We start from the raw sequence: 17,007 nt of genomic DNA, 5'->3' as shown, positions 1-17,007 counted from the left end.
ATGGTCATACCATCAGCGATGCTAAAAAGTACCTGTTTGCGATAGTCTATTGAATAAGTCATGGTTCATTTCATTAAATGCAATTGTTAATAGGATTGTATCGGTTTTATTTGGATTAGACTATAGTATGCCTCGTTATTTTTATAAGGTATTGATAACGGCTAATGGGTTTTGTGTCATTAAAAGTTGCGTAACGATAGGGTTAGATACCGTTAGCGCTCTGCTTTTTTTATATTAAACGCCCAAAAAAGCCCCGATTATAAAAATAATCGAGGCTTATGAAGCGCAGTTCAGGTTAACTTTTGATTAAATAGCTTACATAAACGGCAGTTTGATAAATATCTGTAATATCGTGGCGTTGACGATATCGACAAAGAACGCCCCAACCATCGGCACAATCAAAAACGCTTTTGGCGAAGGCAAGTAACGATCAGTGACCGCCTGCATGTTGGCAATCGCCGTCGGCGTCGCACCCATACCAAACCCACAGTGCCCTGCTGATAACACCGCCGCATCATAGTCTTTGCCCATGACCTTAAAGGTAATCAGGTAAACATAGATGATCATAATAGCGGTCTGCATCAATAGGATGATCAGCACAGGGCCTGCCAGATCAGTCAGCTGCCATAGCTTGAGAGACAGTAGCGCCATGGCCAAAAACAAGCTCAAAGAGGCGTTACCAAACACATCGATTGAGCGATCAAACATATCGAAGTTAAATAAAGTGGTGAGCACATTACGAATGATAACACCGCCTGCCAGCGCCCAAACGAAGGTAGGTAGCTCAAACCAAGTGTCGGCGGCCAGCAGCGTCATCACATCGGCAAACGCCAAAGCGGCGGCAAATAGCGCCAACGTCTCAATGGTCGAGGAGGCGGTGATAAAACGCATACTGTCAGGTCTTTCAAAGATTTCTTTGTTGCTATGGGCAGTGTCTTCATCATGTTTGGTGCTATATAGCGATTGCGCCCCAGCGACTTTTTCGATATCACTAGGGTTGGGATTAGCAGGGGTTGGCTTGAGACCGAGCCGCCGAATCAGGCGGCGCGCCACAGGGCCACCGATGATACCGCCTGCGACCAGACCATAAGTGGCCACTGCGATACCAAGCGTGGTCGCACCCACCACGCCATAGTCTTCTTCTAAAGTAATGCCCCAAGCGCCTGCGGTGCCATGTCCGCCCGTCAGAGCGATGGAACCTGTCACCAGCCCAAGCAGAGGGTCGAGTCCCAACACGCTGGCCATAGCGACGCCCACGATGTCTTGTAGCACGATAAACACCGACACCACGATCGTAAAAATCAGCAGCGGCGTGCCACCAGCTTTTAGGCGACTAAAATCAGCACTGAGACCGATGGAGGCAAAAAACATCAGCATGGTCGCAGTTTGGAGCCCCTGATGAAAGTTGAAGGTATAGCCCCACACCGTATTGAGAATATAGACCACGATTGCCGCGACCAAGCCGCCAGCCACTGGTTCTGGAATATTAAAATCTTCTAAGAATTTAATCCTTTTGACTAAAAAGCGCCCCATTAGCAGCACTAAAGTGGCCAGTATCAGCGTGTAATAGCCGTTTAAGGTAATTTCCATACGTTAATCCTTTCTATAAAAATAAATTAACCTGAATTCGGGATAAATATGGCTTTATCTCGAATTCAGGTTTGGTGATGATTTTTGGTTAAGCGGAGTCTGTCGGCGGTGTTATGACCCACAGTTGCGGCTTGCCAAACTCTTTATAGGCGTCCTCAATGATGCGTTGAAACATCGTAAAGTCTTTAGTCGTTATGTTGGTTACCATCGTCAAGTCCAGCACAAGCTTGGTCACATCACTGTCGGTCAAGCAGTCCCAAGCGCTGTCCCAGTTGTACGAAAAATAACTGGGAAAGTGGCACACTGCTGCCAGACTGCTTAGCAACGTGTGCTTGTTGAGTACGTCATCGATAGGGATGACAGTTGCCTGCTGTAGCGCGTTATCGTGCTCGGCGCTGTCAGGATTGACATAATAAATGGCTTGGCTCATGTTATTTTACTTCCAATTTATGAAAGCTATCGTAGTGGTCCACGGTCAGATAGTAGATGGTGGGCGGATGACTGCCTGTGACGATACGCCTAGCACCGCGGTGCGATACGCCGGGTGTGGGCACAGTGTACTCACGGTAATAGCCTTGTGTCTGTATCGGTAGCCTGCCTTCACGGTTATAAAAAGTCGAGCCGTCTTTATGCGGATAAGGAAACGGCCCGCCTTGTCGAATCAGCGCGATGGTATGATCTATTTGCGCGTCACCGGTGATAGGGCTGGCGCTGTTAGCTGGCCGCGATAGGGCAGCCGAGTCGATACTCGGATTAGGCTCGGCACTATCGCGATACTCGGCGACCGCAGCACCCTCAGTGTGATCGACCAATGCCCCAGTATTTATATCAGCATTTATATCAGCGAAAAAATAAATCGCCGCGACAATCAGAGCCAACACACCAAATAACGTGGCACGTGGGCTGTTATTGTTTTGCTTGCCGCTTTGCATAAGGGCATCGTCCTTTAGGTCGTTGGAAGCCATTGACTACTCATCACATGATGGGGCTACTTATCACATGATTGCTGATCTCAGCAAAGCCTATCGCATGATGGTTTGCGCCACAACCGATATGGACGTGAGCAAAACGTTATCAAAGGGTGGCTTTATATCGTAAGCTCGGCTCAAAATCAACACCTTGCTCATGGCGGATATCAAGGTAATAATGCGGTAAGAGTCTGCTAGGGCGTGTTCTCAACTCAATCGATAGCCATCTAATTGGGCTAAAAATGGCTAAATCTGGCCAAACGGTGTCAAATAGCTGACGAATATCTCAATATTATCTGCGCTAATTTTCCTTGTTTGACGGCGACTTATCTCATTTTTGTCGCCATTTTTAAAATGAGGACACGCCCTAGATAGATAAAAGTTATTTTTTGTTTGCTACCCCTGGCTGCTGAACACCACACAGCAGCAATTTAACAAAAAACGCCAGCAACTTGGCTGACGTTTTTGGTGGATTATACGTGAAGTTAGGCGATGGATGATAGGTTTGCGTCCAATTCGCCTTTGATAAGTGGTCGATAAATATGTGATAAGTTACGCGCGCGTCTCGCCGTGACCATAGACGATCCATTTTTGTGAGGTCAGACCTTCGAGCCCTACAGGGCCGCGCGCGTGGATTTTGTCGGTTGAGATACCAATCTCAGCACCCAAGCCATACTCAAAACCATCGGCAAAACGGCTAGAAGCATTGATCATCACACTGGCCGAATCAACCTCACGGATAAAGCGCTGCGACTTGGTGTAGTTGTCGGTGATGATAACGTCGGTATGATGGCTGCCATGGGTGTTGATATGTTCAATGGCCTCGTCGATACCAGATACCACCTTAACCGCCAAGATAGGGGCCAGATACTCGGTATCCCAGTCCTCGCTAGTGGCTGCTGATAGATGACCTTGCAAGGTCGCATTGTCATTTAAGATGGCTTGTGCCTTATTATCAAGGCGCAGTTGCATGGCGTCATCCGCTTTTATGATGGCTTCAGCAATCTTTGGTAACAGCTCACTTGCGACATGCTCATCGACCAATAGTGTCTCCATGGTATTACAGGTGCCATAACGGTGGGTCTTGGCATTGACACTGACTTTAATCGCCGTTTCGGCATCGGCATCGCTATCGATAAAGGTATGGCAGTTACCATCTAAGTGCTTGATGACCGGTACTTTGGCATCGCGGCTGATGCGCTCGATCAAGCCTTTGCCGCCGCGAGGTACGATGACATCGACGTAGTCTGTCATGGTGATCAGCTCACCGACCGCCGCGCGATCCGTCGTTTGTAAGACCTGCACGCTGTGCTCGGATAGGCCGACCTTTTTTAGTCCTTGTAGGATGCATTTGGCCAGTGCTTGATTGGACTCAAAAGCTTCAGAGCCACCGCGCAAGATGATGGCGTTACCTGATTTTAGCGCCAAAGAGGCGGCTTCTAAGGTGACGTTGGGGCGCGACTCATAAATCATACCGACCACACCGAGGGGGACGCGCATTTTGCCTAAATGAATACCAGAGGGGCGGTAGGTCATGTCAGTGACCTCACCGATAGGGTCAGGCAAGGCCGCCACGTCTTTTAGGCCTTGTAACATACCATCGAAGCGCGCGTCGTTTAGCTCAAGACGATCTAGTAGCGCGGTGTCCAAGTCGTTTTTTTGACCATTGTCCATATCGATTTTGTTGGCGGCCAAGATGTCTGATTTGGCGTTTTTTAGTGCGTCATGAATCGCCATCAGCGCCGCGTTTTTATCGCCAGTATTGGCTGCCGCGAGGGCACGTGAGGCGGCGCGCGCTTGCTTACCAACCGTTTGCATATAAGCGGTAACGTCTGTGGTAGTGGTTTGAGTCATAAATATGTCCTTATGGTTATCAGTGTCTGACAGGGCGGTCAATGCCATAAACAATAAAAGCGCCTAGCAAGGCAAAAGTTTAACAAATATAGAAGGTTAAATGCTCAGATGGCATTGTGCTATTTAACATAGAGGAGATTGCGTCGATAGTAAAGACGATTTTGTGAACAGCGCCCGCTTGACCGCATCTATTTGTCGACTTTCAGCGGTGTGTCAAGGGCGGTTACATGACAGTTACCTGTTTTTAACACAATTGTGCTGTAACTACTAAGGTAGTCAAACGACATCGTTAGTATAGTGAAGGGTCAAGTAGGGGGCAGCCGAACGCCCATGCTCCTGTTAAATGAATCAATATACTCTGTATTAATGAGGAAGAATGACATGGCTATGCTCTATAAAATGGACAAAAACTGGCTAACTATTGGATTGGTGGCGGCCGCCTTGACACTCAGCGCTTGTGGCAAAAAAGACGATGCGCCGATGGAGACCGAGCCTGCTGTCGACGCACAAACCACAGTAGAGGCCGAGGCGACGGGTGTTGCGACTGCAGAGTCTTCTGATGATGTGGCAGTGGCAAGTGCTGATACCAGTGTCGATGACGCAATGGCGGTAGGTGACAATGATGATGTCGCGGTGGCAACTGCTGACGATGCCGAAGTGCTGGATGGTACAGAGAGCTCAGAGCACATCTCGACTTATTAATCGGTCCGACTAGACAAGATAATTAGATTAGATGATAGGTGGTGCCTGATGTTTTTTACAGATAAGTAGGCATCAAAACAAGTAGGCGTCAAAGGCGATAAGATAACAGCACGCCAAGCTTGCTAAAGTGATAAAATAGCGCCCAGTGCTGTCGATGCAGACTGGGCTTTTTTTATGTGGGTAAAGGGCGGCCAACGTGGTACACGGGCCAAACGCCTAGGTACCTGACATAGATAACATTTGCCTTTTTGCTGCGGAATAAGAGACAATGGCACATTTTTATTCGTGTTTTCACTCATATTTATTGGAAGTCTGCTAAACCATGCTTGATACTGCAAAAAATCCGACTCGGCCTATCGCCTTAGATTTACAAGATATCCATAAAAGCTACGGCTCATTAGCAGTGCTAAAAGGGGTGTCGCTCACCGCCTATGATGGTGATGTTATCTCGATTTTGGGTTCGTCCGGCTCAGGCAAATCTACGTTGCTGCGCTGTATTAACCTATTAGAGAAGCCCAATCAAGGTCGTATATTCATCGGTGATGAAGAGCTGATGCTAAAGCCTGCCAAATCAGGCGAGCTACAAGCGGCAGATATCAAGCAGTTAGAAAGCTTGCGCGCGCGCGTGGGTTTTGTCTTTCAAAACTTTAACTTGTGGCCGCACAAGACCATTTTGCAAAACATCATCGAAGGCCCGACGCAGGTCCTAAAAATCAAAAAAGACCAAGCCATCAGTGATGCCGAAAAACTGCTCGACAAAGTAGGGCTGCTTGACAAAAAAGACGCCTATCCGGCCAATCTCTCTGGTGGTCAGCGTCAGCGTGTCGCCATCGCCCGCGCGCTTGCCATGCAGCCGCAAGTACTGCTATTTGATGAGCCGACCTCGGCGCTCGATCCTGAGTTGGTCAATGAGGTGCTGGCGGTGATGCGCGAGCTGGCAGAGGAAGGGCGTACCATGCTCATTGTCACTCACGAAATGCGCTTTGCTCGTGAAGTCTCAAGTAAGGTGGTGTTTTTACACCAAGGCGTCATTGAGGAAATCGGAACGCCTGAGCAAGTATTTGACAATCCCACCTCTGAGCGCGTTAAGGACTTTATGTCCTCTCACCGCCAAAACTAGCCACATGGCTGCTATGTACTGTATTACAAAACTAAAATAGCATTAAAAAATTAGGACAGCGCGGCCGTTGCTGTCCTAAAGCGAGTTAACTAATTAACTAAGCCTGAAAATCACCTCTATAATAAAATCTAACGCTTGGTCATGATTTTTAGTCATGGCTATGTGGTCATTAACATTGATGGTTTATTACCCAACAATAACAGTCCGTATGTAAAACGTTTGTTTTTGATATTTTACTCAGGTATTATCAGAAGGTTTATAGGCGGCCGTGTATGACGGCTGTCTGTCTATCTATTCTGCTATCTATATTGCTTGTCTGGCAGGGACGTCAGAGAACAAAATATCAGAACCCTATATCAAAAACTCATCAGAATTTAAGGAACGTATGATGTCGAATTCTCGCCTATTGTGGTCGTCGATGACCGTTACTGCAGCGCTCATGCTGAGCGCTTGTAGCCAACCAGCCAATGAAGCTGCTGATACCAATGCTGACGCACCGGCAGCAGAAACCGATGGCAAGACCATTCGTATCGCTACCGAGGGCGCTTATCCTCCTTTTAACTATACCAATGCCGATGGCAGCTTGGGCGGGTTTGATATCGATGTGGCCAATGCGCTATGCGAGCAAATGCAGGCGGATTGTGAAATCGTCGCTCAAGAATGGGACGGTATTATCCCAGGTCTATTGGCACAAAAATACGATGCGGTAATCGCAGGTATGTCTATCACCGATGAGCGTCAAGAAAAAGTAGACTTTAGCGAGCCATACTTTGCCAATACCATGGTTTGGCTGACCAAAACCGATGGTAGCTTTGATCCGACCTCGATCAAAAACCTCACGCTTGGTGGTCAGCGCTCGACCACACCTGGCGCTTATCTACAAGATAACTACGAAGGCAAAGACGGCAACACCGTGCAGTTGTACGACAACTACGACAACGCTTATTTGGACCTAAAATCAGGCCGTAGCGATGCGGTATTGGCCGAAAAAGTATCAGCCAAATCTTGGCTGGCAGACAATACCGAAGGCTTTGGTATTGTAGGCGATGAAATTGACAATGACGATAATATTGCCATTGCCGTGCGCAAAGGCGACTCACTCAAAGAAGACTTTAACAAAGCCCTGAGCGAAATCCGTAGCAACGGTGAATTGGCGCGTCTTGAGCAGATAAATTTTGGTCAATAAGCTGTCGGGCGTGTCAGAAAACGAATACTGACCCGCCTTATAAACAAACAGTAATCCATAAGTCATGAGTGACAAACGGCTGGTAAATATATTAAGGAATAACCCTATGACAATTTCAATGACTCGCTCTATGAGCAAAAAAGCCCTTTGGCTTGCGCCACTAAGCGCGGCCATGCTAATGCTGGCAGGCTGTAACAATAGCTCGGCACCAGCAGACAGCGCCGAGGCAGATGCAGCAGACGCCCCGTTAAACATCAAAATTGCTACCGAATCGAGCTACAAGCCTTTTAGTTATACCGATGCTGATGGCAAACTGATCGGCTATGAGATTGAGCTGGTCGATGCCTTATGTGCGCAAATGAAAGCAGAATGTGAAGTCATCTCACAAGACTGGGATGGCTTGATCCCAGGTCTCAATGCACAAAAATTTGATGCCGCCATCGCGGGTATGTCCATCACCCCTGAGCGTAAAGAAGTGGTGGATTTTAGTGACCCTTACTTCCATAGCGGTATCATCTTGATCGGTAAAAAAGGCGATGACCTCGCTATCGATTCGCTCAAAGGCCAGCCGATTGCGTCTCAGCGCTCAACCGTTGCCTCACAGTATCTACAAGATGAGCACAGCGATGCGGATATCAAACTCTATGACACACAAGACAACGCGTATCTAGACCTTACCTCAGGTCGCGTGCGCGGTATGATGTCTGATAAAGTGACAGGTATTGACTGGCTAAAAACAGAAGCTGGACAAAACTACGAAGTCAAAGGCAATGAGATCAGCAGCAACGATGATGCGATGGGTATTGCTTTTCGTAAAGGCGATCCGCTAGTAGCGAAGTTTAACAAAGCCTTGTCTGAGCTAAAAGCCAACGGCACCTACGATCAAATCACGGGCAGCTATTTTGGCACCAGCTCAACCGCCGCTGCGCAAAAAGCCGTCGCCACAGAAGGTGTGGAAGAAGTGCTGGTCGTTGATGATGGCGATGTCGATGCCAATGCGGTCATCGCTGACCAAGAGCAAGCAGAAGCCGCAACGAACTAATCTTACCGCTCATCGCTATTTGGGCGCATAGGGTCATCTCTGTGACTACTGGCGTAGGGTAGCGATGGGTATTGTTTTTATCACAACTCTCAAGGATGATCATGAATAATCGTTTTGACCACCGCCGCGCCGTCGCTACTGTACCTGCCAAAAGCCCTATTAGCGTGCGACGTTGTTTAGCACCGTTTGTCGCGATAAGTGCGCTTGTTACGTTGGTCGGTTGTGGTACTGGTCAAAACGAAACCGCCTCTGATGACTCTCAAGACACAGCCGCCGCTGCTGCGACAGGTGAAGTGCTGCGTATCGGTACCGAAGGTGCTTATGCGCCGTTCAACTATACCAATGCTGATGGCAGTCTTGGCGGGTTTGATGTCGATATTGCCAATGCCATCTGCGCTGACATGCAGATGACGTGTGAGATCATGGCGCAAGACTGGGATGGTATAATTCCAGGACTCAAGGCGGGTAAGTACGATGCCATCGTCGCGGCGATGTCGGTCACGCCTGAGCGCGCCAAGCAGGTGGCATTTACCGAGCCATACTTTAGTAATGCGCTGGTGTTTTTGGCCAAAAAGGACAGCAGCTTTGATCCTACCAATAGCAGCGACATCAATGCGCACTCTATCGCCGCTCAGCGCTCGACCATCTCATCGCAGTGGCTGGAGAACGCCTATCCAAAGGCCGATATCAAGCTGTATGATACCTTGAGTAATGCCTTTTTGGATTTGGGCTCAGATCGCGTCGATGCCATGATCTCTGATAAACTGCCAGCACTAGAGTGGCTCGGCTCGCCATCAGGCAGCAATTATGCACTCAAAGGCGAGGAGATCGATATCAATGATAACTTTGCGATTGCCGTGCGTCCTAACGATGAAGCATTGCAAGCCAAAATCAATCAGTCGCTGGCCAATCTCAAGGCCAATGGCATTTATGATAAAATCAATGAAAAATACTTTGCCGTGCCTACCAGTGCAGCGGCAACGCCAGCAGTAGATGACGCAGCGCAGTAAGCTTGTCGCCACATGCTTGGTAAAACCACAGGTCTGCTGAGATATTCTATGGCGTGGTTGTCTTTACAAGGTCATTATAAGGTCATTAGCTATTAATTAGTCAGCCCAAAACAAAAAAGACATCGCCATTGGATTGCCAGTGGCGATGTCTTTTTTGTTTTGGGCTGACCGGTGCGTGATGGCTGCACAGAAAGGTCGACTTTTATCAAATCTATCTGATTTGTTTGCTATTTATCCTGATAAGTGTCTATTTAGGCAACGCTTTTACGTCTTAGTGTTAACATAGCGGCGAGCGAATATGATAAAATCAGCGCTCATTTCTACTGTGTCAATTACCGTCGCCATAGTCGTATGAATATCACGTCACTCTATGACGCAAAAAACCGCCCGTCTATGCAGTTTTTTATACGACTATCAGCCGCGCTCAGCTATTGATGCTGATTCTTTTAACTCATATTTTGCAACTTGCTAATATAAAGAGACTGAGTGGATAATTGTGTTTGATTTACAAGGATTTGGCGCGCTTTTATTAAGCGGCGCTACCGTCACCATAAAGCTTGCGTTGACTAGCCTAGTCATCGGCATGGCTTTGGGCTTGCTCGGCGCGACAGCAAAGATGTCCAATATCTGGGTGCTGCGTAAGCTGGCGACTGTCTATACTGCCACGATGCGCGGCATACCTGAGCTGTTGTTGGTGCTGTTTATTTATTATGGCGGCTCCATACTGCTGATGAGCATCCTCAAAAAATTCGGCTATAACGATTATATCGAGATTAGCGCGTTTTGGGGCGGGGTCATGGCGCTCTCGATTGCTTTTGGTGCTTATGCGACCGAAATTTTTCGCATGTCGATTCAAGAGATTCCAGTCGGGCAACGCGAGGCCGCGCAAGCGATTGGTATGCGTCCGCTGCAGACTTTTTATCGTATCACCTTGCCGCAAGTGTGGCAGATTGCCTTGCCAGGTTTGGGCAATTTGTTTTTGGTACTGCTCAAAGACACAGCGCTGGTCTCGGTTGTGGGGCTTAAGGACATCATGTATCAGTCCTCGCGGGCTGCGCAGTCGACACAGCAGCCATTTACGTTTTATATGGCGGCGGCCATTATTTATTTGGGTCTGACCATGTTGATTACCGGTTTTATGATGTGGCTTGAGTGGCGTGCCAATCCAGCGGCGCGCTACGCCAAAAAAATCAGCCGTCAGTCAACACAACGTCAATCGACCATAGGGTAGAGGAGAGAGACTATGGATTGGAATTGGCAGGTCATCTTTGACCATATCCCTGATTTGATGGGTGGTGCGGTGCTGACCGTACAGTTGGTGGTGGTATCAGGTATCATCGGATTGTTTTTTGGTCTGATTTTAGCACTGCTACGCCTATCAAAAAATTGGGCAGTACAGATATTACCGTTTTTATATATTTTCTTTTTCCGTGGTACGCCGCTGCTGGTACAGATATTTTTGATTTATTATGGTCTGGGTCAGTTTGAGGCGGTGCGCGACTCGTTTTTATGGGAGCCGGTGCTTAGTCAAGCTTACTGGTGTGCGATCATCGCCTTTACTATGAATACCAGTGCGTATTTGGCAGAGATCATTCGCGGTGCGATTCAGGCCATTCCCGTAGGCGAGCTAGAAGCTGCGGATGCGCTGGGTATGTCGAAATGGCAAAAGTTGACCCGCGTGACACTGCCGCGCGCCTTTGGTATCGTCATTCCTGCTTATAGTAATGAAGTCATCTTTATGCTAAAAGGTAGTGCGCTGGCCTCGACCATCGCTTTGATGGACATCACAGGGGTGGCGCGGACGATCAGTGCGCGAACCTATACCTTGATGGAGCTGTTTTTTGCAGCAGGTGTCATTTATCTCCTATTAACGTGGGTGATCTTGTTTAGTTTTAGAATGTTTGAAAAACGTATGAATCGCCATGCCAGCTATGTACCACCCGATGTGGTGACCAATACCATCCCTTAAGGATATCAGTCAGCATCGCCACTTTTGATGTTTGTGAATAACTTGCTATGAGAGCCGAGTATGAGTCAATCGCCCCATATGTCGCTGGTCAATGCCATCGCCGCCAATGCCAATAATGATGAGAGCATGACCGATGCCAATCAAAGCTTGCGTGCGCCGATTGGTAAAGTGGTTTGTGTCGGTCGTAATTATGCCGCGCATGCTCGCGAGCTGGGCAATGAGGTACCTACCTCGCCGATGCTGTTTATGAAGCCCTCCTCTTCGGTGGTGTCTATCCGCCAAGGCGTGGTCCGTCCAGATCCGGCAGTATTTGGCGACACGCACTATGAAACTGAGCTATGTATCCAGCTGGCAACGGACTTATCTGCTGCGACGATGGAGGAAGCAGCGCAAGCCATCGGTGCGGTGACGGTGGGGCTGGACCTGACTTTGCGCGATTTGCAGTCTGAGCTAAAAGCAAAAGGCCATCCATGGGAGCGCGCCAAATGCTTCGATGGCGCTTGTGTGCTGGCTGACTGGCTCGATCCCCAAGCGTTTGGCGACTTTCGCAATGTCGCCTATCAGCTGTATATCAATGATAGCCTCAAGCAAGACGGCGATACTGCTTTGATGCTGTTTCCGGTATATGAGCTGCTGGTCAATATCAGTCATGCCTTTAGCTTACAGGCAGGTGATGTCATTATGACCGGTACGCCAAGTGGTGTTGGGGTATTACATGCTGGTGATACGCTGACCCTAAAGCTTGGCGCGCATGAGTGGCAGGCAGAAGTACACTAGGATATTGCCTAGCTAGTGCGTACTTTATCTAATAAGATTGTCTAAAAAATCCCAAGTGACCGCTTGGGATTTTTTTATTGGCGCTGTTTTTTATGAAAATGACTTTTGTGGGAGTGGTTTTTATGACAATGGCTTTTATAAGAGTGTTTTAGGAAGCTATTTGATGAGCATGGTTGACGCTTATCTCTGTAACAATCTGGCAGCCTTTGGTGGGTCGCTGAGTGATAGATTTAGCAGTTATTGTCAACGTACTGTCATAAATGCTCGGTAGACTTGAGCGTAACTTATATCGTTGTGGTGGATTTGCTAAAGCCACCACCCACCCTTTACGCCACTCTAGCCAAATAGCAAGGTGACTGAACATGACGTTATTGAACAAACCGCTCGCTCATGAAGCCGTAGAAGACTCAAACACGAGCAATAATATCGAATTTCAAACCATCATCAATCGCCGTATGCATCGTCGCCATATCTTAAAAGGCGGTACAGGGCTGACGGCGGCGGCGTTTTTTGGGGCGCTGCCTTTGGTTGGCTGTAGTGACGACGATGACGACAGCCCATCTCGCCTGCCCAGCGACGATGACCAAGCCGCCATCCCAGCACAAGGGGATCTCAAACGTCCCGATACCCTAAAATTCACTGCAGTGGCGCATTCGACAGCCGATACCATGAGTGTGGCGGAAGGCTATCAGGCAGAGATGATATTGCCGTTAGGGACACCGCTGATGTCTGGTATCGCCGATTGGAAGGACAACCGTGAGCAGTCCGCTGAGTCGTTTGAGTGGCGTATGGGCGACAACCATGATGGCATGTGGTTCTTTGGCAAAAACAGCAATGCGTACGATGCCAAAGCCTCTAAAAATGGCCTGCTGGTCATGAACCATGAGTATGTCAATAGCAGCGAGCTTAGCCCATTTGGTTATCACGTCATCTCGGATAACAATGCGGCACCCATTTATCAAAACCGTCGTCTGGCCAGTGATGTGCGCCGCGAGGTCAACTGCCACGGGGTCGCTGTCGTTGAGATGACGCGCCGTGCTGATGGGGTGGGTTATGAGATGGTCAAGGATTCAAAATACAATCGCCGTATCACCAGCAGTACGCCCGCCCAGCTGACGGGTCCTGTGGCAGGCTCTGATTTGGTCAAGACAAAGTTTGATCCAACAGGGTTTCAGACGCGCGGCATCAACAACAATTGCGGCGCAGGACTGTCGCCGTGGGGTACCTATCTGACGACAGAAGAAAATTTCTTGGGCGTATTTGCGCGTGGTCAAGACGCCGAGCAGCTAAGCACAAGTCATAACTACGGGCGTGAGCGCTATGGGGCCAGCGAAAACTTCTCTGGCTGGGAGTATCTGTGGCATACGCCTTATGCCAAAGATGAAATCATAGCTGATGAGTTTGCCCGCTGGGATATGACCGCGACAGGCACTGATGCTACTGAGGATTATCGCAATGGCTTTAATACCTTTGGCTACATCACCGAAATTGATCCTTTTGATCAGCACTCAGCACCGCAAAAACGCACGGCACTCGGTCGTTTTGCACACGAAAACTGTGCGTATGCGCCCGTCGAGTCAGGTAAACCTGTGGTGTTTTATATGGGGGATGATGCGCGCGGCGAGTATATTTATAAGTTTGTCTCAAAGGCATTATGGTCCAATGCAGATATCGGCGGTGGCCTAAAAGCTGGCGACAAATACCTAAATGAAGGCACGCTGTATGTGGCGGTGTTTCACGAAGACGGTCGCGGCGAGTGGCGGCCACTGGTCCATGGACAAAATGGACTTGATGCGAGCAATGCTGAGCTGCCCTTTGCTGGGCAAGATGAGGTGTTGGTCTTTGCGCGCGCTGCCGCCGATGCCTTGGGTGCGACCAAGATGGATCGACCAGAGTGGGTATCGGTCAGTCCTATGACGGGCGATGTCTATGTGACATTGACCAACAATAAATATCGCGGTGTGCGTGATGACCAACCTTTATCAGCTGCTAACCCGCGTAGCTATCAAGTCAATGGCAAACCAAGTGGTAATGACAACGGTCATATCATTCGCTGGGCAGAGACGGGCGGCGATCATGCCGCAACCAGTTTTGAGTGGGATATCTATCTGTTTGGTGCACCAAGTAACTTGTCCGCAGAGAATTTATCGCAGTTAAGTGCTAGCAATGATCTGTCTTCTCCTGATGGTTTGTATTTTGATCCACGTGGTGTGTTATGGATTCAGACCGATGATGGCGCGTATACCGACACTACCAGCTGTATGCTGCTTGCGGCATTACCGGGCAAAGTCAGCGATGGTACTACCATCACGACGTCAGCAGGCCAGAAAACCCGCATTGGCATGCCGGCTAGTAACGACAATATCAAACGCTTCTTTGTCGGCCCTGAAGGCTGTGAGGTGACAGGCATCACCATGACGCCAGATTTTAAAACGTTATTTATCAACATTCAGCATCCTGGCAACACATGGGGCGCGGTGGCTGGAGGTAGTACGCCGCGCTCGGCCACTGTGATGATTACTCGCGAAGATGGCGATGTCATATTGGCAGAATCATTTACTTAGAGCGCTTGGATGACTCGGCTACGGTAGTGAAATGGTTGAAATAGTGAACGGCTGCGATGGTAAAGCGGCGGCACGGTGATTACAGATACGGATATTGATTGTTAGCTAAAACCGCAAGCGCTGGCTTGGGGTTTTTTTTTGTGAGTAGCGGCAGATGTCACGACGTTTTATCGTAAAGTGGCTACCGGTTACATCATTTTTTTCTATTGCAAGCGTTTACAGGCTAGTATATAAATATCTTTTGACCAAATGTGTCCATTTTATGAACGCACTAACGAGTAACACTATGGACAGTGTAGAGATTATTTATAAAGACAGCATGAGGCCTGATAGCTCAGATGAAGCAGGTCATGAGCCGGCCGCGCATTTTGCCTTAGAAACTGCCGCCACAGACCACACGGTAGCGCGGCATAGCGACCTGTATGAGCAAATCGATCAGCTAGCCGCCATCGATATCGACGAAATCATCAAACTGCAAGCCGATGATGCCAATGCCGTGACGACACATCCTGTGCTGTATGCCGATTTTTTTGAAGGGCTTGCGCAGCTGGCGACGATGGGCGTGGTGGAGGTGACAGAGATTGTGGAAGCCATTCACCGCGAGGTGATTTTACGCCCTTTGGGACGGTTTAATGAAAACCACCTTAACAATTGGCAACGGGGTATCACGGGGCGTATATATGGCACCATACGCCAAGTCATGCTACTGGTGGGCAACAATCTGGCCGCGGTGCTGCGTATCTACAAAACCATGATGCGCCAAAAAAACACTCAGCCGTTGCCCGACACCCTAAAAAAACTGGTCAATGTGCTAAACGGCGTGATGGGTGATCATCTGGTCAATCATAAAAACGCACTTGCCATACCGATGCAGCTCTATGATGGCAATGGTGATACGCAGTTAGCGACGCTCTCAGGGCGAGTGGTAATCTTATGTCATGGCTTATGTATGAGTCATCTCAGTTGGCAATCCGCAGAAGGCAATCATCTGGGGGAGGCCATCGCGCGCAGTCAGCCTGAAGCGACAGTGCTGTACCTTGATTATAATACGGGGCGGCGTATCTCGCGTAGTGGCCGTAAGCTGTGCCAGCTACTACAAGACTTGATCGAGCAGCATCCCAATATCAGTCAGATCGATCTGGTCGGTCACAGTATGGGCGGCTTGGTTGCTCGCAGTGCGCTGTTTTATGGCGAGCAAGACCATCTGGCTTGGGTCAAGCGGGCCGGCAACCTCATCACCCTCGGCTCACCGCACCACGGCGCGGTGCTAGAGCGTATCGGTCATCATGTACAGGATATCATCGCCAAGCTGCCGTTTGCAGGCTCGCTTGCCAAGTTGGGCGAGATGCGCAGCGCGGGTATCATTGATCTGCGTCACGGTAGTATTCGCGATGCAGACTGGCGGGCGCTGGAGGGCCGTAGTGTGCTGCCGCAAGACTTTCGGCATCCTGCGCGCTTGCCAAGTGGTATCAAAACGTATTTTGTCGCCAGTGCATTGGTAGAGACCCATTATGACTCGAAGATGACACACCTGCTGGGCGATGGTCTGGTCTCTGTCGCCTCAGCGCTTGGAGAAGATGATGCCGAACATGCTTTGTTTGTCCCTGACGGGCATAAAGCACTGTTTTATGGCGTCAGTCATATGAATCTGATTCATAGTAGACGGGTGCGCGAGCAAGTAGTGGCGTGGCTGTTAGCTAATGGCCGCAGTGACTACACCGAGCAGCCGCGGATATATTCTTATCCCAAAAGTCTGGGATTGATGGTATAAAGGTAGGTTAGGCTAGATTGCCTTTGCTAAGCACAGCATCATAAAAAAAGGCCCTCACACTTTATGTTGAGGGCTTTTTATCATCTAACGCCGTAAAACCACATTCTTCTAGGGCGTAGATATCAGGCGTCAGCCATTGTCGCCCAGTATGGCGAACCCCTTGATACCCAGCTGTATTGAGATCATAATTACTCCATGAAAACGCTCAAACTACGCATCAAAGACAAACATACTGCTCAGCTTAATATCTTGGCTGGGGCGGTTAACTTTGTCTGGAATTACGTCAATGAGCTTAGTTTTAAACATCTTAAGCGCACAGGTCAATTTTTTTCAGCTTATGACTTGGCTACTTATACCAAAGGCAGTGGCGAGTATTTAAACTTGCACAGCCAAACCCTGCAAGCGATTAGTGAGGTTCACTCCAAAAGCCGAAAACAGTTCAAAAAAGCTAAAC

Annotated in this window: 14 protein-coding genes and 1 pseudogene; 11 read left to right on the top strand and 4 right to left on the bottom strand. The window is 48.8% G+C overall.

The window, feature by feature from the left end:
- Positions 1-315 precede the first annotated feature (315 nt).
- From gltS to JMX98_RS12245, 4 genes are all read right to left on the bottom strand, one after another.
- Entirely contained in the window at positions 316-1,590 is a 1,275-nt protein-coding gene (gene gltS / locus JMX98_RS12260) for a sodium/glutamate symporter (protein WP_201586964.1), read from the bottom strand.
- Positions 1,591-1,678: 88 nt separating this feature from the next.
- Complete coding sequence (locus tag JMX98_RS12255; RefSeq protein ID WP_201586963.1) at positions 1,679-2,020, bottom strand: barstar family protein; 342 nt, start codon at positions 2,018-2,020, stop codon at positions 1,679-1,681.
- A 1-nt stretch (position 2,021) separates the two neighbouring features.
- On the bottom strand, positions 2,022-2,555 hold the full coding sequence (locus tag JMX98_RS12250) for a ribonuclease domain-containing protein (RefSeq protein ID WP_201586962.1): 534 nt from the start codon (positions 2,553-2,555) through the stop codon (positions 2,022-2,024).
- 555 nt (positions 2,556-3,110) lie between these two features.
- Positions 3,111-4,412 carry a glutamate-5-semialdehyde dehydrogenase gene (locus JMX98_RS12245; RefSeq protein ID WP_201586961.1) on the bottom strand — a complete coding sequence of 434 codons (1,302 nt, stop codon included), beginning with the start codon at positions 4,410-4,412 and terminating at the stop codon, positions 3,111-3,113.
- Between the two features lie 381 nt (positions 4,413-4,793).
- On the opposite strand from JMX98_RS12245, the gene JMX98_RS12240 reads away from it, so the two are divergent.
- The 11 genes and pseudogenes from JMX98_RS12240 to JMX98_RS12190 form a co-directional block, all read left to right on the top strand.
- Positions 4,794-5,114, top strand: coding sequence for a hypothetical protein (locus JMX98_RS12240; RefSeq protein ID WP_201586960.1), 321 nt, complete (start codon positions 4,794-4,796; stop codon positions 5,112-5,114).
- 322 nt (positions 5,115-5,436) lie between these two features.
- A complete protein-coding gene (locus tag JMX98_RS12235; protein ID WP_105244772.1) occupies positions 5,437-6,234 on the top strand; it encodes an ABC transporter ATP-binding protein in 798 nt (265 codons plus the stop codon).
- Positions 6,235-6,619: 385 nt separating this feature from the next.
- Entirely contained in the window at positions 6,620-7,420 is an 801-nt protein-coding gene (locus tag JMX98_RS12230) for a transporter substrate-binding domain-containing protein (RefSeq protein WP_201586958.1), read from the top strand.
- A 106-nt stretch (positions 7,421-7,526) separates the two neighbouring features.
- Positions 7,527-8,462 (top strand): transporter substrate-binding domain-containing protein, encoded by a 936-nt coding sequence (locus JMX98_RS12225; protein WP_105244774.1) that lies wholly within the window; start codon positions 7,527-7,529, stop codon positions 8,460-8,462.
- A 101-nt stretch (positions 8,463-8,563) separates the two neighbouring features.
- A complete protein-coding gene (locus JMX98_RS12220; protein WP_201586956.1) occupies positions 8,564-9,472 on the top strand; it encodes an ABC transporter substrate-binding protein in 909 nt (302 codons plus the stop codon).
- 496 nt (positions 9,473-9,968) lie between these two features.
- On the top strand, positions 9,969-10,703 hold the full coding sequence (locus tag JMX98_RS12215) for an ABC transporter permease (protein WP_075101739.1): 735 nt from the start codon (positions 9,969-9,971) through the stop codon (positions 10,701-10,703).
- Between the two features lie 12 nt (positions 10,704-10,715).
- Positions 10,716-11,441 (top strand): ABC transporter permease, encoded by a 726-nt coding sequence (locus JMX98_RS12210; protein ID WP_201586954.1) that lies wholly within the window; start codon positions 10,716-10,718, stop codon positions 11,439-11,441.
- A gap of 60 nt (positions 11,442-11,501) precedes the next feature.
- Positions 11,502-12,218 carry a fumarylacetoacetate hydrolase family protein gene (locus JMX98_RS12205; protein WP_201586952.1) on the top strand — a complete coding sequence of 239 codons (717 nt, stop codon included), beginning with the start codon at positions 11,502-11,504 and terminating at the stop codon, positions 12,216-12,218.
- A gap of 362 nt (positions 12,219-12,580) precedes the next feature.
- Positions 12,581-14,782 carry a PhoX family protein gene (locus JMX98_RS12200; protein WP_201586950.1) on the top strand — a complete coding sequence of 734 codons (2,202 nt, stop codon included), beginning with the start codon at positions 12,581-12,583 and terminating at the stop codon, positions 14,780-14,782.
- Between the two features lie 262 nt (positions 14,783-15,044).
- Positions 15,045-16,553, top strand: a complete 1,509-nt coding sequence (locus JMX98_RS12195; RefSeq protein WP_227680166.1) for a GPI inositol-deacylase — start codon at positions 15,045-15,047, stop codon at positions 16,551-16,553.
- A 195-nt stretch (positions 16,554-16,748) separates the two neighbouring features.
- Positions 16,749-17,007: pseudogene (locus tag JMX98_RS12190) on the top strand (RNA-guided endonuclease TnpB family protein); the annotation flags it as partial.

The sequence above is a fragment of the Psychrobacter sp. HII-4 genome, assembly GCF_904846595.1.
GTDB classification, from domain to species: Bacteria; Pseudomonadota; Gammaproteobacteria; order Pseudomonadales; family Moraxellaceae; genus Psychrobacter; species Psychrobacter celer.
Note: the sequence above shows the minus strand (reverse complement) of the source record. Positions and strands in the feature narration are given on the sequence as shown.